Origin of the sequence: Paenibacillus sp. GM1FR (assembly GCF_002803315.1) — a bacterium.
GTDB lineage: Bacteria > Bacillota > Bacilli > Paenibacillales > Paenibacillaceae > Paenibacillus > Paenibacillus amylolyticus.
The window spans coordinates 180,250-201,006 of the sequence record NZ_MKZL01000002.1 but is presented as its reverse complement, the minus strand read 5'-3'; the positions used below and the strand labels follow the sequence as shown (position 1 = coordinate 201,006).

The 20,757-nt window shown below is 41.2% G+C and carries 16 protein-coding genes; 5 read left to right on the top strand and 11 right to left on the bottom strand.

Annotation, left to right across the window (positions count from 1 at the left end; translation table 11 throughout):
- Nucleotides 1-29 precede the first annotated feature (29 nt).
- The 6 genes from PAEAM_RS01735 to PAEAM_RS01715 all read right to left on the bottom strand — a co-directional run bounded on the left by PAEAM_RS01735 (nt 30) and on the right by PAEAM_RS01715 (nt 9,699).
- A complete protein-coding gene (locus tag PAEAM_RS01735; protein WP_100526422.1) occupies nt 30-629 on the bottom strand; it encodes a TetR/AcrR family transcriptional regulator in 600 nt (199 codons plus the stop codon).
- 121 nt (nt 630-750) lie between these two features.
- Complete coding sequence (locus tag PAEAM_RS01730) at nt 751-1,782, bottom strand: S1C family serine protease (RefSeq protein ID WP_243391236.1); 1,032 nt, start codon at nt 1,780-1,782, stop codon at nt 751-753.
- Entirely contained in the window at nt 1,752-2,945 is a 1,194-nt protein-coding gene (locus PAEAM_RS32170) for a hypothetical protein (protein WP_243391235.1), read from the bottom strand. Before PAEAM_RS32170 ends, PAEAM_RS01730 begins: the two co-directional genes overlap by 31 nt.
- 462 nt (nt 2,946-3,407) lie before the next feature.
- Nucleotides 3,408-5,138, bottom strand: coding sequence for a hypothetical protein (locus PAEAM_RS01725; RefSeq protein WP_100526409.1), 1,731 nt, complete (start codon nt 5,136-5,138; stop codon nt 3,408-3,410).
- Entirely contained in the window at nt 5,131-8,286 is a 3,156-nt protein-coding gene (locus tag PAEAM_RS01720; RefSeq protein ID WP_100526408.1) for a serine/threonine-protein kinase, read from the bottom strand. The genes PAEAM_RS01725 and PAEAM_RS01720 overlap by 8 nt, the downstream gene beginning before the upstream one ends.
- 996 nt (nt 8,287-9,282) lie before the next feature.
- Nucleotides 9,283-9,699 carry a VOC family protein gene (locus tag PAEAM_RS01715; protein WP_100526407.1) on the bottom strand — a complete coding sequence of 139 codons (417 nt, stop codon included), beginning with the start codon at nt 9,697-9,699 and terminating at the stop codon, nt 9,283-9,285.
- Between the two features lie 279 nt (nt 9,700-9,978).
- Here PAEAM_RS01715 and PAEAM_RS01710 point away from each other — a divergent pair, with 279 nt between their 5' ends.
- Both PAEAM_RS01710 and PAEAM_RS01705 read left to right on the top strand, forming a co-directional pair.
- Nucleotides 9,979-10,734, top strand: coding sequence for a class I SAM-dependent methyltransferase (locus PAEAM_RS01710; protein ID WP_100526406.1), 756 nt, complete (start codon nt 9,979-9,981; stop codon nt 10,732-10,734).
- 70 nt (nt 10,735-10,804) lie between these two features.
- Nucleotides 10,805-11,293: an SRPBCC family protein gene (locus PAEAM_RS01705; RefSeq protein WP_100526405.1), complete on the top strand. Its 489-nt coding sequence runs from the start codon at nt 10,805-10,807 to the stop codon at nt 11,291-11,293.
- A gap of 99 nt (nt 11,294-11,392) precedes the next feature.
- On the opposite strand, the gene pbp4 is transcribed toward PAEAM_RS01705, so the two are convergent.
- The gene (gene pbp4 / locus PAEAM_RS01700) at nt 11,393-13,501 is read right to left on the bottom strand and encodes a penicillin-binding protein PBP4(5) (RefSeq protein WP_100526404.1); all 2,109 of its coding nucleotides are present in this window, start codon (nt 13,499-13,501) and stop codon (nt 11,393-11,395) included.
- A 177-nt stretch (nt 13,502-13,678) separates the two neighbouring features.
- Here pbp4 and PAEAM_RS01695 point away from each other — a divergent pair, with 177 nt between their 5' ends.
- Nucleotides 13,679-14,083, top strand: a complete 405-nt coding sequence (locus PAEAM_RS01695; RefSeq protein WP_036605969.1) for a CBS domain-containing protein — start codon at nt 13,679-13,681, stop codon at nt 14,081-14,083.
- Nucleotides 14,084-14,197: 114 nt separating this feature from the next.
- Here PAEAM_RS01695 and PAEAM_RS01690 read toward each other — a convergent pair whose 3' ends face one another.
- The 3 genes from PAEAM_RS01690 to PAEAM_RS01680 all read right to left on the bottom strand — a co-directional run bounded on the left by PAEAM_RS01690 (nt 14,198) and on the right by PAEAM_RS01680 (nt 15,754).
- The gene (locus PAEAM_RS01690) at nt 14,198-14,638 is read right to left on the bottom strand and encodes a hypothetical protein (RefSeq protein WP_100526403.1); all 441 of its coding nucleotides are present in this window, start codon (nt 14,636-14,638) and stop codon (nt 14,198-14,200) included.
- The gene (locus PAEAM_RS01685) at nt 14,635-15,084 is read right to left on the bottom strand and encodes a hypothetical protein (protein WP_100526402.1); all 450 of its coding nucleotides are present in this window, start codon (nt 15,082-15,084) and stop codon (nt 14,635-14,637) included. The genes PAEAM_RS01690 and PAEAM_RS01685 overlap by 4 nt, the downstream gene beginning before the upstream one ends.
- 181 nt (nt 15,085-15,265) lie before the next feature.
- Nucleotides 15,266-15,754 carry a GyrI-like domain-containing protein gene (locus tag PAEAM_RS01680; protein WP_100526401.1) on the bottom strand — a complete coding sequence of 163 codons (489 nt, stop codon included), beginning with the start codon at nt 15,752-15,754 and terminating at the stop codon, nt 15,266-15,268.
- Between the two features lie 375 nt (nt 15,755-16,129).
- Here PAEAM_RS01680 and PAEAM_RS01675 point away from each other — a divergent pair, with 375 nt between their 5' ends.
- Both PAEAM_RS01675 and PAEAM_RS01670 read left to right on the top strand, forming a co-directional pair.
- Nucleotides 16,130-16,696: a hypothetical protein gene (locus PAEAM_RS01675; protein ID WP_165789801.1), complete on the top strand. Its 567-nt coding sequence runs from the start codon at nt 16,130-16,132 to the stop codon at nt 16,694-16,696.
- A gap of 236 nt (nt 16,697-16,932) precedes the next feature.
- Nucleotides 16,933-19,173 carry an S-layer homology domain-containing protein gene (locus PAEAM_RS01670; protein ID WP_165789800.1) on the top strand — a complete coding sequence of 747 codons (2,241 nt, stop codon included), beginning with the start codon at nt 16,933-16,935 and terminating at the stop codon, nt 19,171-19,173.
- Nucleotides 19,174-19,366: 193 nt separating this feature from the next.
- On the opposite strand, the gene PAEAM_RS01665 is transcribed toward PAEAM_RS01670, so the two are convergent.
- The gene (locus PAEAM_RS01665; RefSeq protein WP_100526398.1) at nt 19,367-20,710 is read right to left on the bottom strand and encodes an MFS transporter; all 1,344 of its coding nucleotides are present in this window, start codon (nt 20,708-20,710) and stop codon (nt 19,367-19,369) included.
- Nucleotides 20,711-20,757: the final 47 nt, after the last annotated feature.

Genomic DNA, 20,757 nt, shown 5'->3' with positions numbered 1-20,757 from the left:
TCCATCCTCCGTAGTTGTCAAAATGTTGCTTAATCTTTATCTTTTGCAATCCCGTGTAAGAATACATTAGCGGCCTGACGATATAGAGCGAGAGCCTGATCGGATTCCATACCCCGTGACATCTGGCTAAGACCAATAATGGTACTTTCCAATATGAGCGCAAGATTATCTACATTGTCTGCTTTGAACTCACCGCTCTCAATGCCTTGTTCGATCATTTGTTTGTTAAATTGAAGATGCCGCTCAAACATCAAGGAGATACGCTCCTCGATATCATTTTCTTTCTTCTCCCCAGTGAAGAACTCATCGGCTGCTTTGGTCAAAGGGTGATTCATATCATCCAATATCAATTGTTCCGCCAAGCCGTAGATCTTCTCCGTGGAGGTGCGGTAGAGATGCTCTTTGGCCGCCCAACTCGCTTCCCACTCCCGATCCCACTCATCGATTAGATAGAGGAACAGGCCTTCTTTACTTTTAAAATGGTAATATATATTGCCCTTGCTGCTGCCCGTCGCAGCTACAATATCCTCAATGGACGTTGCTTTATAGCCTTTTTGTACAAAAAGGGCTTTGGAAGCATCCGCAAGTTTCTTCTTGGTCTGCTCGGTTTGAAGTTGTTTTTTATTCATATTCATTCCATTTCACTCCGTCCCATGCATACTGAACATTCGTTCTGTATTTTAACAGATGCATTGAATATAAGCAATGAAAAAGGAGAATCGGCAATTATGCCAACTCTCCTTACCTGATTCATTTCATCTTTTTACCTTGACCATGTAATATTTTCAGTTGACCATTCTCGTAACCAACCTGATACGTAACCTTATATTTCGCCGTTACATATTCGCCATCCCTGCGTTCATCTGCTGTAATGACGGCGGTGACTTCTATCTCATCATTACCCTTGTCTTCAGACGAGACCTCCCCGATAACCACATAATCGGTGTTAAGATACCCCTCACGGAATTTGGCATAAGTTGTGCCGCTTTGCCAGTCACTTCCGAGTAATGCATAGGATTCGACATAGTCACTCAGGTTCAGATAGCTATAGAAGTCAGTAACCAATGACTCGGCTTCAATAGAAGAAGCAGATAACCTCGAAGTACCTTCACCTAGCATTTGGACAGCTTTTGTGATGGACGAATTGTTGGACCATGCCTGCACCTGCTTCAACACACTAGTGATCGGGATGCTAAATCCCAATCCGGCTTCCTGTTTTACCCCAGTTGAATTAATACCAAGCACTTCACCCGTCTCTGCATTAATCAATGGACCACCGCTATTACCGTTGGTGATGGGCGCGGAGATTTGGTACATATTCGTATAAATGTACGGTGCAATCTCAAAACTGCGTTCGACACCGCTAATGATTCCCGTTGTTACCGTGTTCTCGAAGCCTAACGGGCTGCCAAGCGCCAGAATCTCATCTCCAACTTCCGCTTTAGACTTCGCAATGGGCAACGGCTGTACTTCTTTCAAATCAGGTACTCTGATGACAGCAACATCCGTTTCTTCCCCGATCCCGATAACCGTACCTTTATATTCCTCATGATTCAAAGTACGGATGGTCACTTCCTTTGATCCCTCCACGACATGCGCGTTAGTCACAACATCTCCCTGTTCATTGTATAGAAAACCGGAACCCAATCCACTGCTACTCTCAATCGTAACCACTTTTTTCTGACTCTCTTCAATGATCTGTTTACGCGTTTTCTTCACGATTGTCTTGGAGGCAGACTTCGCTTGAGGGGTTACAACCTCCTTTGCAGTGACGACAGCCAATCTGGGACCAACCTCCAATTCATCAGCCGAGTGCTGATGTATCCATAACACGCCTCCTGCCCCAGCCCCGATAATGATTGCACTGGATAGGATTGTACTCCAGGTTCTTTTGGACATTCTAACTCCCCCTGCTCCCCGGTACCCAGTGTGACTGGATACACATATGCATCTGTCTCACCAATATAATCACCATCCGTGCTATTAATATTGATTATCAGTGCAATTGACCAGATCGGGCGCGTACCCTTGTTAGTTACCATCCCACTAATATGTAGATCACCATAAATATCCAGTTCCGCTGTCAGCTCTACAACACTTACTGCTCCTGTGCGATTTCTCAATTCTTCCTCAGCTGCTTGTTGTTCCGCTAACAGGATACGTTCTTCTTCCGCTTTCTCAAATGCCTTCTTCTCACGCAATATCTCTTCTCGATACGTTGTCAGTTTAACTTCCTCCGGAGCATAAGACAGCCCATGATCGACGGTTTGCAGTGCCGCTGTAAAATTCTTTTTCTTCACTTGCTGCTCAGCCTGTTTATAGCTAATCCCGGTCAGTTTATCTACAATCTGCTTCTCTACTGCTTCGGCTTCCTTGCCATTCAAGTTTGATACTGTTTTGAGTTTCTCTGCCAGACCCTCAACCGTTGTCAAAGTATCAATCTCCTTTTTCACCTTCAGTACAGCCAGCGTGACCTTTCTGTTACTTAACGCGGCACGGACTTTGGCAAAAACCGGCTCCTCTCGTTCCTTCAACGCTTTGGATACAGCCTGAATAGTCTTGTCTCCTGCGGACAATTTTCCTGTTTTCAGACTTGTTGAAGCTTCGTTCAACTGATTCATCAGATTGAACGCTTTCGCCGTGATTTGGCGATCCTGTATAAGTGCATCTACATTCGGACGTTTCGCGAGAGCCGTATCCAGGAGTTGCAAAGCCTCTTTGTATTTTCCGTCCAGTGCAGCTTGTTCTGCTTGCAGATGCAGCGCTTTTACCTCTGCGTTTATACCGCTCTCCTGATTATAATAGTACGTCAACAGAGCACCCATTACCGCTGCCAATAGCAGGGGAATGATCCAGCTAAATGTACGACCTTGATTGGCACTTTCTTGCCTTGGTGCAGGTTGTTGTTGCCGGGATAGTGATTCGGCTGGTGCTGTTTCTTTCAATTTGGTGCTACACTTTCTGCACGTGTTATCCCCCGGGCTGTTTTTCGTCCCACATACGTGACAATACACCCTGATCCCTCCATCTAAAAAACATATGTAACCTTTACTCTCTGATACTTCAGCATGTTGCATGCTTCGATTCAAATCGCCAACGTGAATCGACATTTATCATATAGTAAAAAGGTAAAATGAACCATATACTCTGAAAATAAAGATCCTTATCTTTCCCTCTACCTGCTCAATAAAAATAAAAAAGAGATGCCCATTACGGCACCTCATACGTTCATTACTGTTGTCCTGCCCTTACGCGGATATTGCCAAGTTCGTTGGCATTGATTGCAATTGCATTACCTCCCTACCCCACGGAGGTTTTGGCAGACTGTCTTGCTTAGAATTTCAATCGGCTTTTATCCACTTCTACACGGTTAACCTGTTTCGCATTTTTTTAAGTGCCCTAATACACTAGATAGAGTCCAGTCTTGCAGTTGTATCCTTTATAGCTGTTAGTATTTCGTCTAAGATAACTTTTTGAAGATGTAAATGACCCCCTTCAGTAAATTCAGGGAATTGTCCATTTAAATCTTTTTCAATATAGAGTTTGAAAGCTTCTAAATTGGAGTTATCCAAATCATTATGTTGCGTTGAGTTTCTGTAAACCCTTAACCTGTTCAGGGCATCAAATAATTCAGGATAACATCTTTTAAAATCATTGAAAAAATATTTATTTAAGCCCATTTCTTTACCTACCTTTGTGACGACCTCCACAAACGATGAATTGAGCTTTTTAGTGAAATCACTGAATCTCATTGAGTTAGAGGACAATTCTATAGTAGTTAATTCATTCTCATTAAGAATCTGACCATCCTTCAACCAATTTAGTCCATACATCTCTTCCATTTTAATATCAAGATCTTTAGCACGCTTTATAATTTCAGCTAAACAATTTATTAAATCAACGTTGTTCTTAAATTTCTTCAGTTCTAAATTTGTATTGGGCAAAGTACAAATTCGATGTGATATTTCTAGAATATCATGTTTGATGCAATAGGAACTATTTTTCAAATCCAATTTATACTTTGAAATTTTATCAACATAACCCTTACTCTCTCCAAAAAATACGGATGCATACTCGTAATGAGTAGAGTGGCATAATTTTAAGTTCTTTTTAAATTTTGTTGCTAATGCGATAATTTTCAAAATCTGATTTTTATAATATTCAGAAGGATAGAAATATCCAGTGAAAGTCAAAGAAACGCTTAAATTTCGTTTTAGGTAAGACTCTAATGCACTAATCCATTCATCATGTATACTATAGATTTCTACAAAAGGAATTGAAAAATATATAGTTGAAAAGTCATTGTCAAAGTTATTAATATTCATTATTTCAAAATATTGATCAAACAGAGTAAGATCATTGGATGGGAGTACACCTTCCTTAATTAAAAAATCTAGTGATTCTTCAGAAATATACTTATAAAACGCTATTCCTGCTTCATCGCCATCATGAATTAACGCTTCCATACGATCTAACTTAATATTCTTATCGTATACTACATATCTTAATTGCAATTCAGAAGTTTCTAGAACTGCAATCCATAATTTTTTGTATTCAGTTGGTTTATCATTAACTTTGACAATTTCTATAAGATCCCCATCAAAAATTTCTTCGTATACTTGTTGAAGATGCTGATTTAGTATATTTTTAATCACTTGTCCATTAATATCATTTTGCTTTTTATCAATTAAAGGTTTTACTGTATTCAGGTTCATTGCCTTTACTTGTTTACCAGGAATATAACTACTATCTCTATAAGTTTGAGCAGTATACCCATCTATACAGATAGGTAGGCTTATACTCTTCATATCTTCATATCTGTTACTTTGTATATACTTTCTTCCTATTTCTGTGAGTTCAAGATTTTCTAATTTCAACATACCATTTGAATTCAAGTCGTAAATTGCATGGTTTATCAATTCTTTATCAATCCCTAACAATTCAGGAATTATATTACGTTCAACCTTCAAGTTCAATAGTTTAAGGGTAAAATCAAGAACTATCGGTAAGCCCTTACTTATTGTGGTTAAACAAATCACTTCTTTTTTGAAGAATGGGAAACCACGTTCTTCTATACTTAGTATTTTGTATTCTGGAAAATCATTTTGTATTGTGGTAGATACTAGATGCTTACTCAATGTTCTCCCCCCTTATGGTACAGTTTTTAGGATTTGCCTTTATGAAACTAACAATCTTATTAAAACTATTGCCTTGTTGTCTATAGTCACACGCAGTTTCCTTATTACCAACGATAAATAATAGTTTCTTTCCTCTTGATAAAGCAACATTTAGTCGCCTCTCGTCTTTCAAAAAACCAATATCATTATTTTCATTCGAACGAACAATACTATAAAATACAATATCAGTCTCAGAACCTTGAAAGGCATCAATATTGTCAATCTGAATTTTAAGATTTGTCCACCTAGGACTATCAGGATTGATTTTGTTTATTAGTAGTTGCTTTTGAGCACTATAACCCGAAATTACCGCTACACTTGTAACTATCTCTTTCTTATTGCAAATATCATTATACTTTACCAATTCATCTAAAATAATTGTCGATTCGAGTGTATTTCTATAGGATTTATTTATCTTTTCTTCATAATTATTTTTTGAGTATGACGTATCATGCCATATGATTTGGTTCTCATGATCTAGATAATGTTGTCGTTTAGAGTCACTGGCTTTACTTTTAATTTCATATGAAGGATAAAAACACTTATTAACTAATTTCGATATTGTTGAATGCATACGAAATTGTGAGGTTAATGTTACCTGCGCTTCTCCTGCAGATCTATTAAATATCTCTTCAAATAAACTCTTATCTAAATTCTTAGTATTAGATCCGATTCTCAATTCTTGCTCATATGCTAAATTCACAATAGGCGGTAGTTGCTTATGATCACCTACTAGAATTATTTTTTTTCCCAAAAGCATCGGAAGTATTAACTCTGGTGCAGTTGCTCTCGCTGCTTCATCGACAATAACCCAATCATAAGTAAGACTTTTTAAAATATGACGTGATGCTATTCCTGCACATGTTGCCGCTACAATAGAAGCTTCCATAGCAAATATATCATCAAACTCATCTATTAATCCTAAACGATTGGTCCAATCTTTTATTATACTTACAATTGTTGCGTCTCTTTTCGATGATAGTACTAAAGGGTTAACCTCATTTTCCTCAGTGTCTTCACCTTTTAATAAATTGTATTTTATATACTTTTCTAACTCTTTATCATCACTTTTTCTCGTCAGGTAATCATAACAGAATTCAACACTATTTTTTTTGACCTCTTCTGACCACTTTTTTATTTGTTCACTTGCTAGTAAGTTACTTGAATCTTTTGAAATTTTATCACTAGTACCGATTCTAATAATTTTTTTAGTCTTATGCCTTTCAACTATATTTTTCAACAAGTGATCTACTGCAACATGTGAAGGAGAAGTAATTAAAACTTTAGAGTTATTGTCATCCTTAAATATTTGATCAATTATCTCTGTGATAACTGTCGATTTACCGGTACCTGGCGGACCTTGAATCAAGAAAATATCATTTGTTTTCATTGCCTCTTTAACAGCATTTTGATTAGAACTATCAAGCTGCTGATTGACGAAATCCAAAGTGAGGTCTACCTTTTTCACAGTCAAAATCGAAGGATCAATTAAAATATCAAGAAGATCTTTATTTACTGCTGCACCATACCTCAATTTTCTTAATGCAAAATCAAATCTTTTTATATTTTCAGTATCCTTTGATAAATCAATTCGAGCTTCTCCTCGCTGACTTAGTTGTGACTCATCAATATGAGTCTTTAATGCAACGAAAATTGTGTTATCCTTTACTTCTTTTATTTCGCCCACACTAATTTGTTTGTCACTCGTCAGTCTAAGTTTAAGATAATCACCATCTTGAATATAAGATGGCTCAAATCCACTTTCCATAGTTACTATTAAATAATTCTTTGTTTCATCATAATCTAATTTGCGATAGCTTCCTATTTGTGAACGTTGAATATTAATTTTTGAGATTTCTTTGATAATATTTTCCCAATCGCTTATGAGTTTATTTGTTGCATAAGATCTCTCTTTATTTTTTTTGAAATTTGCTAATTTCAAATTAATTGCATTTAATAATGATTCTAATTCTTTTTTTGCTTGTATATTGTTTGGTGTAATCGATGTAACATCTACATTCAGAGATAGTTCAATCCCTTTTTGTTTTTCCACCTCATTATCAGCATAACTATTGATACCAAATACCTTGATAATTTTAAAATATCCTTTATTTAATTCAGGGATAATTTGATATTTAACTTCGTCACCAATCAGATAATATTTGCTATTAATATTTTTATAAATGTAAGGATCACTTAAACTGTTCTCTATGTAAGACTTTACATTTCGAAAATTAGTATTTGATATTTTACCTATCTTTTCAAGTTCAATACAAATCATTTTAGGAACAAGGACTTTCAATACTCCTGATTTATAAGTTTCTCTTTCAGATTCTTCTTCTAAGTCCCTTATAAATAAAAGAATACTGGCATATCTTTCAGTTTTATTAATTTTTATCAACTTGAGCAAAATTACTTTCATGAAGTCACTTAAATTAGCTTTATCAATTTCATTCTCGAATGAATCTTTATCCTCAGGGGGTTCCTGTTCAGTAAGTAAGTAAAATAGAACACATCCTAAAGAATAAATATCAGTTCTTAAATCCACTTCTTTTCCTAATTGATGCTCAGGGGATGCATAACGCTTAGTGATATAGTCTTTCAAAGTATAGTTTGTACGATAAGCATTGAAATCTAGAATTTTACTTACCCCAAAATCAATTATCTTAATATCTTGATGCACATTTATTAGTATATTGGTAGGTTTAATATCTCTATGAATGATTCTTTTATCATGAGCTGCTTGAATCCCATTCGATATTTTCATCATTATAGTGAGTTTTTCATAATAAGTTAGGCTAGGTTTTGAACTTATATATTCATATAAGTTCAGACCCTGAAAATGTTCCATTACAATGTAAAAAACATTATCGTCTAATCCTGAGTCCTTGTATTCAATAATATTAGAATTATTCAATAAAGAAAGAGCTTTTGAATCCCTCTTGAATATTTCTTCAACATCTCTATTTTCAGAAGGAAAATTATTATTCAGCAATTTGATTGTTACAGTTGAATTCTCATTTTTAATATGATGTCCATTAAAAACCTGACTTTGTGGACCTGAATATAGTTCTTTTTTTAGAACATATTTACCATCTATAATCGTCATTTGTACTCTCACCTCAACCTCATATTATTACTTTAAATTAATTAACAAAATAAACATCCGGCGATCTGAATTAATTATTCTTGGACTCATGAAATTGGGCTATTTATTCTAGTGATTATTAACAGTAGCTAAGGATGGCAGATTATAATATATAGCGCTACACATAATTCGAATAAATAGAAATAAACACTAATTTCACATGAAACATTTACATAAATATAACTCATTATGTACTACATACATTTTAGCATAATTTAGAACTTACAGCCAGAAACCCCCACCAGTAAGGCAAAAACTCACTAGTGATTCCGCTAAATTGGAAGGCATCCGTCAACGTTATACTGTGATCAAAGTACTGGTTTATTGGAATCCTATCATTCAAAAAATGCCAAAACCTTTAAGGATTATCACAAATTTTTAGAGTCACAGGTAAATAGTATGATACCTTGGCAGCTTTCTAGAGAAAAATCCTATGACTACACGCTCTCCTGAATAAATCAGCAGACGTTTAACGTTTACGTACCGCTAGCCTGCATATGATTGTGTTCAGTAGTATCCACTACTGAATTTACAACGAATAACGAGTCCGAGGTTCATTACAAGTCCTTTGGCATAAAGGTAAACAACCGCTACAGTTGATAGTTGAAAGGTTTTGTTTCCATACAAATCTAAATGAATCCATTACCAATATGTTTATCTAGCTAATCCCGCACTTCATAACAATATTGTTCAAATGAAGATGGGAAGGTAACTTCAAGAGTTTCGTCCTAAGGGTCTAATTTCCCTAAAACACATTATGAAGACCTTGCACGTCACTCAAAATTTTCAATTAAAGACAATGAAAATTTTCTAGGCCTTGATTGCACTCACTAATATTTCACCGAGGGAAATGCTACACTTTGGCCCCACAATCCGTCATAAAAAATAACCTTCCTGTAGTAACAGAAAGGTTATTCTCGTCTAAGAACATTTTTCAGTACCTTATAGTACCTTATCTTACTCTCTTGGAAAAGCACTCATATCCATATAGGAGACCTCCCACAGGTGGCCGTCCAAATCTTGAAAACCCCATCCATACATAAATCCGTGATCCTGTGGTTCATTGTGTGGCTTGGCTCCTGCATCAAAGGCAGCTTGTACAATTGCATCCACCTGTTCTCGCGTGTCCGCAGATAAGCAAACGATGACTTCAGTCGTTTCAGCAGCATTGGAGATCTTTTTGGAAATAAAGGATAGGAAACGTTCCTCTACCAAAAGCATCGCATAGATGTTATCCCCCATGATCATGCACGTAGCGGACTCGTCCGTAAAATCGGCATTAAACTCAAACCCTACCTTAGTGAAAAAATCAACGGATTTCTTCAGATCTTGGACAGGTAAATTGACAAAAATCTGCTTAGCACGAATAGCCAACAACGATCACCTCTAACTCTTAGAATAGCTTCAAATTTAAAATAACACCTCGCGTATACGCTGTCAATTGCGTATAATTAGCCATATTCCAACTTGTGAGGTGACACGGATGTTGTTCCGAATTGTTCGAAGTAAGTAGTCGTCGGGCTGGGTCAAAACGCGTACCAGCTATTATAGGGATACGTCTGTCCTTTTGATCCTGTTCGACCAGTTACAACAGAGCACTTTCGTACAACTATGTTATCTGTTCTATCATACCCACACTTGGAGGAAACTAAAATGAGAACCAAAATGGATTACCGCACTTTCTACGAACGAATTGGTCGGGTTAATGGCTGGGACTTCAGTTCCATGAACGTGAGCTCAGAAAAGATTGAATGGGATTTCTATGAGGAAGTTGTTCGCTGTACGGATCAATCTGATCTGTTACTCGATATCGGAACTGGCGGTGGAGAAGCTGTTCTGTCCATTGCTGAAAAAGCTTTGTTAATGGTCGGCATTGATCTTTCAGAAGGAATGATTGAAACGGCAAAGCACAACCTTCAGGCTGCTGGTAACCAGTCCAATGTACGCTTTCTGCACATGGATGCAGACAAACTGGACTTTCCAGATGAATTCTTTAGTGTAGTATCATCCAGACACTCCGGATTCTGTGCTTCAGAAGTATTTCGAGTTCTTTCTGTCGGTGGCATCTTTCTAACCCAACAGGTTAGTGAACATGATAAAAGCAATATTTCGGAAGCATTTGGGCGTGGACAGCATTTTGGCATTCAACCGAGCACACTATTAAAGCGATACAAGCAGGAACTTCAGCAGGTAGGTTTCAATGACATTGAGGTTCGTGAGTATAATGTAGTGGAGTATTACGCGACAGCGGAAGATCTAATGTTCCTGCTGACCCACACACCAATCATTCCTCATTTCGGAGAAGTAGCAACCGATATGGAGCGTTTCGAACAGTTTGTTAAAGAACATCAGGATGAGCGAGGCATTCGCACCAACGCAGCACGTTTCATGATCACTGCAAGGAAATGATAAATTTGAGGTTACTCGATGTGAACAATGGAGAAAATAAACCATAACTAAATGATTGGAGACATCACCAATGCTAAATCAAGTTGAAATCTCTTATCATTTCAATGCTCCATGCGAACTTGTGTTTAAAGCATTTACCGACTCAGAACATCTGCAGAACTGGTGGGGCCCAAAAGGTTGGACATTCAATGTTGCTGAATCAGATTTTCGTTCGGGCGGTGTTTTTCATTACAGCCAGAAACCTACTGATGGTGACACCATGTGGGTCAAATTCGTATACAGTGAGATTATTGCATCAGAGAAAATTGTATACATCAGTTTCTTTTCTGACGAGAAAGGTGACCTTGTACGTGCACCCTTTGACCAAAGTTGGCCGATGAAAACCCTGAATACTCTGACGTTTAGCGTAGAGGGAGGGGAAACTGCCATTACACTGACTGTTGCTCCCGCATCTCCCACGGAGGAAGAACTTCAAACTTTCGATGCTTCACTAGAGATGGTGCAAGCTGGGTTTACCGGAACACTTAATCAATTGACCGAATACTTAACAAAGATATAATACATTTCGTGCACCCTTCGTATAACCGCAAACAAAAAAACACCGTTACCGGTGTCTTTATGTTTGATTTATAACTTCTCTCTACGTTCTTCACACATCTTATTCATCAGCAATGTTTCCCTTGTCTGGCATCTCGAGCTTCTCCAAGAAAGGCTTCAACTTATCCACGACATAATGGCTTCCGCCACGGCCGTTCACCTCTTCAATGACAGCTGATAACAGGTAGGTCGGAGAATCCGTGTCAAACACCACGAAAAATCCATTTTCCTGCCCCTTCTCGCCCTTCTTCGCTTTCAGTTCCGCTGTTCCTGTCTTACCCGCGAGTCCTCCAGCGATTGAATTCAAAGAGTGGGCCGTACCTCCCTGACGGGAAACGACTTCTCCCAAAGCATCTTTAACCGTCTTGGCGGCTTCCGGAGTAATAATCACCTCAGGGTCAGTGCTTTCTTTTCCCTCGATCAGAACAGGATTCACCAGTTTTCCTTCATTAATAAAAGGTGTAAATGCTGACGCAAGATGAATCGGGGACATTAACATCTCCCCTTGCCCGTAGGACGTATCAGCGAGCAACACCTCGGATGACAGATTCAGATTCGCTTCGTTGGCATATTGGCTCGGCTTCAGATACAGTTCATCCAGTCCAAAGTTATCGCCAAAACCAAACTTCTGGATCCCATCAATAAACTTGGTGCTGCCCATCTCAATCGCTTCCATGGCAAAGTAAATATTGTCCGAGTACACCAGAGCATCGACCATGTTAACCGGGGATAAACTCTTCACACGCTTAACATAATAACCGCCCCAACTATCGTCTTTACGCCATTGCAAGCCAGAGATATCATGGGTTTTGTCTGCTGTGGTCACCTTCTCCACCAGTCCCGCTGCGGCTGTAATCGCTTTGAAGGTTGATCCTGGTGCATACCGGGTAGTGACTCTGTTGATAAAAGGAAGCTTCTCATTCGCCGAATAAGCATCCCATTCTGCCTGAGTAAGTCCTGTGACCATTTTGTTCGGGTTATAGGAAGGCGCACTGACCAACGCCAGCAGGTTGCCGTCCGTCGAATTCATTAGAACCATTGCACCTGCATCTCCACCACTGGATAATGTCTGATACAATTTCTTTTGTTGTTTGGAGCTAATCGTCAGTTGTACATTCTGTCCATCTACAGCATCCTTGCGAATAAGCTCAGAACGAGAGTTACCGGATTCATCCGTGATTTCGATCAGACCACCACGTTCACCACGCAGCTGCTTCTCCATGGACTGCTCCAAACCCGCTTTGCCGATCCAATCTTCTGCGCGATAATACCCTTCCGTATCCTTATCCAGATCTTCCTTGGTGGCTTTGCGCACGTAACCAATCAGGTGCGCAGCCGCCTCGCCGAGTGGATAATAGCGGATTTCCTTGCTTCGCATCGTAACCCCGCTTAAAGAATCTGGCACGTCAAACTCCTCCGTTGAACCAATCGGGACAAAATACTCCGGCTTCACCCATGTCTGCGCAAGCGCCTTGTGAATGGCATCTTCCGAAACCTGATAATGGCTCGCGATTCGGGCAATCATCTGGTCCGGGTTATCACCAAGTTTCTCAGGTACAATGCCCCATTCATTCATCGTGCCCTTGGTAGCGAGCGGCAAACCATCACGATCCACAATGTCTCCACGATCGGGGAACAGTGTCCTCACTCGTACCTTACTGCCCTTAACCATGTCATTCAGGATCAGTGAAGGCTGCCAGTTAATTTGCCAGTTTTTCCCGCCGTTCTCAAGCTCGTGCCGGACCAGTTTTAATGTATGCGTCTCACTGACTTCTCCCAAAAAAGTTGTCAGTTGCAGGTTGTAATCCACCTCATATGTATCCGGGTTTTGTTTCTCTGCATCGGTCTTACTGCCATCGGAAGCCGTTTCGTCAACCTCCACAGGTTTAACCTCCGCCTTGACGGTGGATACTTCCATACCCGAATAGATCGCATTGTATTTCTCAACAAATTGTTCCTTGTTCATGCCCGACTCTTGCAGCGAAGCAGGTGTCATCAAGGTGTACAACTGGTCAAATTCTTTTTTTTGCAGATGCTCTATGTATTGATTCACGGTAGTCTGGGGTTTGGCCTCTGCTTCTTTGTTATTCTGCATGTATAGATACATTCCGATTCCACCTGCAAACAAGATGGGCAGCAGTCCGTACATTAATTTACGTTTTGATTTCATGGTTACATCACCTCTAATATACACTATAGATTTCCAGAGCCATTTAAACAATGAAACAAATCTGACGAATTTATCATTAAAAATAGCCGAAAGCTCACATAATATGTTTAAATAAGGAGAGTGAGATTACATACTAAAGCTTTTTTGCTATGCAAAAGGCTGAAAAGGAGCCCGATGATGGAAATCAGCTATTTTTTACTCCCCAAAGCCGAAGTGGCCTATATCAAGTCTACCGCTTCCATGAAAGATGCTATTGAGCAATTGGAATCGCAACACTACACCGCCGTTCCCGTGATTGACCAGGATGGAAAATATGTTGCTACCCTGTCCGAAGGCGATTTGTTATGGAAAATGCGAAATACACCCGGATTGACTTTTGATACGATGGATCAGGTTCAAGTCCATGAGATTAACAATCGGGTATATAATGAATGTGTATTCATTGAGGCTGAAATGGAGGATATGCTGACACTTGCAGCAGACCAAAATTTTGTGCCCGTGGTGGATGTCGATCGTGTCTTCCTCGGTATTATCCGTCGTAAGGATATTATTGAATACTATACGCGTAACATTTCGGATTAGATGAAGTCAAACATCCTGTAATAAACGAATATTCAACTCGAAAGGGTACTCCTGTGGTCATGTTTTGGCCAAACCGGGGTACCCTTTTTGTTTCATGGTCTGGTCGGAATCATTCTAGTTACGCTTAGCCCGCTCTTCAATGTAATAACTCAACACGTCCCTCGGACTTCCCTGAAATGCACGCTCTCTGCCGAACTCATACGCCTGATGCAAATACGAATACGCCTCGTCATGCTGTTCAAGTCTCATGCAGATCATGCCGAGATCGATCAACGGACTTGTACTTCTATCCGAACTCCGCGTACTTAACGATATCTCAGCCCACGGCTTGGCCAGTCCATACTGCTTCAGATCGATATGTGCATTCGCATGACAGGATGCGATCCAGCTTGCAATCTCCCATTCCATCTTCGGCTCGGGCAACATGCCCCATGCCTGATCATAATAGATAAGTGCTTGTTCATGTTGTTGCGTCTCATCCAGCACATTACCGGCTTCTACCGTTTCTACAATTTGTTGCTCCAGTTCGGCATGTTCCGGTGTTAGATCTTTCATTGCACCGTATCCTCCTCCAGAACGAAATACCACTCCAGAAAAGCATTGAAATCAGCCCACTGCGGCTCACTCTCGCCATTAAGAAACCGTTCAATCGATTCGCCCAGTTCCACCAGCACCACTTCTCCCGTCTGACGGTTGTAGAAAAATCCACCTTCACCTTCAAAACTGTCCAGTGGAATATACGCCTCGGGAAGTCCCAGTGTAAGCTGTGCTACATTCATATCTTCCATATATACGGTGTTCTCCATAAACCAGCAGATCTGATACAACTCCTGATGCCTGCTGTAGAAAGTTGGTCCATCCTCTGCATGTAGATAAAATTGTGCAAATTCCGATTGAAGATCAATCTCCAGCTTTTGCAATGCTTCTTCATATGCTGCTGGAATATCTTCATGCCACCAGCCTTGCTCCTGGCAATGATCAATCACTTTATGGGATAACATCGCAGACCTCCTAATCCAATTTTGTTCATAATACATGTTCAAAAAAAGCGGTTTTCAGTACCAAGAAGACGGGATGAAGGCAGAAATGGAGTAGCGGAACGTAGGGAAAATACGTGAGCAACGGACATTTCGGCTGAATGCCATATTCGATGCTGATGATGCCTCCAGGCATCCTTCGTAATCAAAAACGGACTTTTTGAACAACCACAGGTATCCAGACTTGGGGAGGTGTGCCGTGACCTATGTACACTTCAAGTTCCGGAATCCCTGCATGCTTATATGTAGTGGAAGGAAACCACTCTGCCATAATATGGTGCCACAACCGTTGTATCGCCTCCGGCTTTAATTCATCCGCTTCAAATACAACCCAATGGGACGCGGGAAGTTCGATGGACACCAAATCTTCAGGCACTTCACCTGAGTGAGAGGTAGCAATCCAATACTCCATTTGATTGTCCTTCAGCTCTCTCTGATCTACACAGATGCCCACCAGACCGGGAATAGCTCCGTTATTGAACCCGTTTAAAAGTTCCTCAATGCCGTCTGCCAAAGCATCCTGCCACATCTTAGGAATTTCTCTTAAATTCTCTCCACCCACACAAGAGAACGTTCGTTTGATGCCCACAAAGGTAAGGGACTGTTGTTCGATCACATTATCATTCACATTCATTAGATGGACTCCTCTCCGAGAGCGATACGGGGCACGGTTCTCCATGACCCATTCATGTTGTCTCATAGTTGATATGTATCTCCGTTATGTCCTACAGATACTTTATCAAAAGAGCAGAACGATTGGAAATAGCGCCGGTGCTACTGGTCATATGAAAGTAGCAGGAACAGAAGTAGACGTGCGATTCATGACTTAAAAGAATATTTACCTACCATTCGTTCCTGCTCGATGTTGGGAGATAGACATACTGGGTTCTTCCCGTCCTTCATTTCCTTATTCTGGTGCAACTTTCTCCCTAGTCGTTCGTCTAACTACTGACCAACAACTAAGGAGATGACTATGCGAATAACTTGCAGCCCCGGTTTTCCTGGAAGCATGATTGGATCGATTGATCTTCAGCCATCGAAGTATTACACCCCACCTTCCAGTAACAGTAAGATCACAGAATATGTTGACCCCGAACTCGTTACCATTCCCTATGTAGAAGATCCGGAATTCGGATCACACTTTGACAACATGAAGGTTATGAACGGAACTTATAAAGATGAAATGCATGTGAGCTATGATGTCGAATTTACGATTGATGTAGATAAAAAAGGTTATATTACGCAATTCGAGCATACGTTCCAGCTGGAACGTTATCTGGATCTGGTTCGCACAAAGTCCTATAAAGTGATCAAGACAAACTGGTGCGGACAAACATTTCACGTGATGACGTACAGTTACCTGGACGAAGTCATTCATCCGAAAAATGTCCTTTTTAAATGTAACCTCGCAGAAGACGTTTTTGTGGTAGCTGAACTTGTCTCCAATCGCTCAGATGAAAATGCAACTGAGCACGGTATCAGGGATCTTCATTTCCGTGCATTAATCTCGGCACGAGATGATTTGTACCCATTAGATTATATGTGTGAGCCTGATTTCGACCTGAGTCTCGACTAAAAAGTAGATACATATGTAGAAAGAGCATAAGCTGTCCCGAATCAGCGGGGTGGCCTGTGCTCTTTTTTCAACAAATGAACCACCAACTCCCTAATTTAAACCCCCTCCTTCACACGCTCGGCCTTATGCTCCCATGCCTGACTCTAAGCAAAATCAACTGTAATGTCGATGAATATACCATAATGCTGAACATGCATATGTTCTTCGTACGTTCAGATATGAGAGGGGTTGGAAACATGGTTTACCGGAAAAATAAAATGCATTCACTGTTCACTCTGCCCTTGGCAGGTTTACTGTTTCTGTTATGGGGTGCTCAAGCGGCACATGCGGAACAGGTCGACAGTTTGTTACCTGAGCGAAGTCAGCAGGAGATCGTTCAAAAGTGGAATCAGTGGATGAATGGCAATGATACATCTCCCCTGTATACAAAGACACCTTCGACAAGTGCTCCTTACTCTGCTGGTGTGGTAAGTGACGCCTATCTGGAACAAGGGCTGAACGCAGCCAACTTTTATCGTTTTATCACGGGGCTACAGGGCGATCTTGTGCTTGACCCGACATTGAATCGTCAAGCCCAGCATGGGGCTGTTGTGGTCTCCACGGGTGGATACCTGTCCCATTCTCCAAAACAGCCAGGAGATATGCCAAAGGATTTCTTTGACACCGGTTCAAAGTCTGCCAGCAGCTCCAATCTGTACGTTACCAGCAGTACCAAGGATAACGTCCTGACAAAAAGCATTCAGGCCTATATGAATGATTCGGATGCCTCCAATATTGATCGACTCGGTCATCGGCGCTGGATTTTGAGTCCACAACTGCAACGAATCGGATTTGGACTCGCCACTCGTAGTGAAGCAGGCAAGACATATGATCAGTACTATAGTGCCATGCAGGTATTTGATAAAAGCAGAACGGGGGGAACTTCGTTCAACTACAGCCTGTTCCCGAATCAGGGAGCTTTTCCAATCGAAGCCTTTGGCAGTACACAGGCCTGGTCTGTTCAACTGAATACAGATGTATTTGCGAAACCATCACTATCTGAGGTACAGGTCGAGATGACTCGGACTTCCGATCAACGTACATGGACCTTTAATGCAAAGAATCAGAACAGTGGCTTTCCAACCGGTTATTACAACGTGGACCCTGCGGATAAACAATGGTTTAATCAAGCCTATTTCAATGTAGAGACAGGTGGATATGGATATGGTTACGCCATCATATTCCGTCCCGACGATGTGCAATTGTTAAAAAACGGCGATACGTTCAACATTCGAATTACAGGTCTGCAAGAGAAAAACGGTACAGCAGCGGAAATCTCATACTCCACACGTTTCTTCCATGTGGACGGTGTTCAAGATACAACGCTTACCCGCATAACGCCAGGACAACCAAACCTGAAAGTCCGAGCAGGAGAACAGATTGATCTGCCTTCAATCACTGCCGTGAATGATAACGGAACATCCTATGTTCCACAGTCTAACGTTTCCTTCACCACGACGTCAGATCGCATTGTCATCAAGGATGGAAAAATCATTGGGCTGCAGGCTGGTAAAGCCGAAATTCGGATTCGTTTTGAAGGGAAAGAAGCGGTTGTCTCTGTTACGGTAACGGGAATTCCCCAATTAACTGATGTCCGTACACATTGGGCGAAAGATGCCATTCAATGGGCCGTTCAACAGGAGATGGTCAGTGGATACGAGGATGGAACGTTCAAACCCAACAATCAGGTGAGTGAAGCCGAATTCCTCTCCATGTTGTTCAAGCTGTATGCGAATTCCCATGTCATTCAGAGCATAGATGCTGTAGAGGGACAAGCTATCAAAGGAAACATCTGGAGTGACCGTTATTATACCTATGCTTCCGCGTTGAATCTGAAACTGAATGCCAGCAAACAGAATCCTAAGCTGCGTAATCATGCCTTGAACCGAACAGAAGTAGCCGTAATCGTGGCGGGGCTTGGCGGTAAAAATTATACCCAGGATGAAGATGCCATCCGGTATCTACTGAACATGGGATACTCTTCCGGCAAAACTGCAGCTACGGTGCAAGGTTATGCGGGACAAGAATCCTTGACCCGGGCAGAGGCCGTTGTTTTTCTCCAGAACCTGAAGGAAGAAGGCTTCGAACTATGGAGCTGGCCGAAGAATGCCACTGAAGCTACCGAGAATGAAAAGAACGGCGGACTACCGGATCAGACCATGAAAGCAGTATATTCCGCCGATCACACACTGGTTCTTCAAGGTACGTTCCCGGCGTATGCCAACCAGACGATGCCGATCAAAATTCATGGTCCTTCGCCTGCTGTAGAGCACATCCAGACGCAGCAGGTTACAACAGATGCCTATGGCAATTTCAAACTAACGGTAAGTAACCTTGATGCAAAGGAACTTAACCTCTATGTGGACGTGCGCGAAGATTATTCCTACTGGATCAGTGTAGAAGCGGGGCGTACTGCGATAAGTGATTATACCGAGTAACAACAATTAACCTGCAATATTCCATTGCTCAGGTAGCGTTTAACATGGTTTAACATGAATGAACCTGAACAGGGCACCTCATGGAACAGGCACGGGATAACCAATCGTTATCCTCATACCCTTCTGAGGTGCCTTTTTTATTTTTATACATATGAAATTTAGAGATGAACGACGGTCTCATTATGCTACAGTGTTAAGCCCCCATTTCAGTATTCGAGCGAGCCGTGCCGCCACGTGGTGTAAAATTGAAATATCCTTCATCCAGTTGCTCCGTCTTGGGGAGGTTGCGGGATACGCGATCGAACATCCAGTATACACCTACCAAAACAACGGTAATTCCACATAAGGTAATGACTGTAGAACTCTGTAGCCAGACCCCCAACGTACCGCCGATCAAGCTGCCTATTGGCATAGCTATACCGCTTAAAGCCATCGTCGCGGAGAAAACCAAACCCAAATATTGCTGCGGCACCCCCTTCTGCACAACGGTATTGATGATGACGTTAACGGCTCCGCCGGGAACCCAGGCCAGTCCGTATACCAGAATGCTCAGCCAGCTCCATGGGGTAAATATACACCCGATCCAAGCGATCCCGGAGATGATGTATGCCACAGAATACAACCGACCCAAACGCACATTTTCCAGTCTGAGATACGGTGCACATGTTGCACCAATGACGCTGCCGAGCGCCTGTGCCATCAGCATCAACCCGTAGATATCGGCTCCACCGATCTCATCACTATATATGGGAAGTACACTAAATGTCGCTCCTCCCGCAGCATTGATAACCATAATGCCAAAGAGCAATTTGGCCAATGCCGTCCGTGTAAGCAGCCTGATCCCACTTACTAAATCATCCGTGTAATTCCTAAAAAACAAACGCATGCCTGACGGTGCACTCCCGTTAGCTGGTTCAATAGTCTCATCATATGTACCCTGTTCCTTCTTCATTTTCGATTCCATGATATAAGGAGCAATCCGCAATTGGGAGAATAATAACGCACCTATGAAGAAACCGATGGCATTCCAAAAATACAAAGATACCGCACCCAGCGCAACAATGAGGATCCCGGAGATGGCATTACAAGCCACATCAATCCCCTGATAAGCGATGGAGAACAAGGAATTGCCCTGCGTGAGTTGGTGTTTCTCCAATACTCTTGGCAGAGCTGACATCTGAACAGGGTACACCCAGGTATTACATATGTTCAGAATAGGGGTGATCACCAATACCAGGCCTACACTCAGAAAATCATAGTACGCAGCAATAGGGACAATTAATAACAATCCGGCCTGAATTAATTGACTATATACCAGAATCCCTCGAATCGGGATCCGATCTATCATCGGTCCGGATAACAGTTGAATAATTTTCGGCAAAATGGACAAAAAACCCGCGAGTCCTGTATAAAATGAGGATCCTCCCAGATTGTAGACCAGCCACATGGCGGATACCGCATATAAGCTATCTCCGATGTTGGTCAAGATTCTGCCAAAAAACATCAAACTGAAGTTCTTGTTTTTGAAAATCTCCATGGCCCACCTCCGCTTACGTCGAACCTAAAACTCATTCCACATCTCTT

Bases quoted from the DNA above. Each gene is read 5' to 3' on its own strand.
- PAEAM_RS01735 (WP_100526422.1), bottom strand. From the start codon at position 629: ATGAATAAAAAACAACTTCAAACCGAGCAGACCAAGAAGAAACTTGCG.
- PAEAM_RS01670 (WP_165789800.1), top strand. From the start codon at position 16,933: ATGGTTTACCGGAAAAATAAAATGCATTCACTGTTCACTCTGCCCTTG.
- pbp4 (WP_100526404.1), bottom strand. From the start codon at position 13,501: ATGAAATCAAAACGTAAATTAATGTACGGACTGCTGCCCATCTTGTTT.
- PAEAM_RS01710 (WP_100526406.1), top strand. From the start codon at position 9,979: ATGAGAACCAAAATGGATTACCGCACTTTCTACGAACGAATTGGTCGG.
- PAEAM_RS01690 (WP_100526403.1), bottom strand. From the start codon at position 14,638: ATGAAAGATCTAACACCGGAACATGCCGAACTGGAGCAACAAATTGTA.
- PAEAM_RS01695 (WP_036605969.1), top strand. From the start codon at position 13,679: ATGGAAATCAGCTATTTTTTACTCCCCAAAGCCGAAGTGGCCTATATC.
- PAEAM_RS01685 (WP_100526402.1), bottom strand. From the start codon at position 15,084: ATGTTATCCCATAAAGTGATTGATCATTGCCAGGAGCAAGGCTGGTGG.
- PAEAM_RS01675 (WP_165789801.1), top strand. From the start codon at position 16,130: ATGATTGGATCGATTGATCTTCAGCCATCGAAGTATTACACCCCACCT.
- PAEAM_RS01680 (WP_100526401.1), bottom strand. From the start codon at position 15,754: ATGAATGTGAATGATAATGTGATCGAACAACAGTCCCTTACCTTTGTG.
- PAEAM_RS01705 (WP_100526405.1), top strand. From the start codon at position 10,805: ATGCTAAATCAAGTTGAAATCTCTTATCATTTCAATGCTCCATGCGAA.
- PAEAM_RS01720 (WP_100526408.1), bottom strand. From the start codon at position 8,286: ATGACGATTATAGATGGTAAATATGTTCTAAAAAAAGAACTATATTCA.
- PAEAM_RS01665 (WP_100526398.1), bottom strand. From the start codon at position 20,710: ATGGAGATTTTCAAAAACAAGAACTTCAGTTTGATGTTTTTTGGCAGA.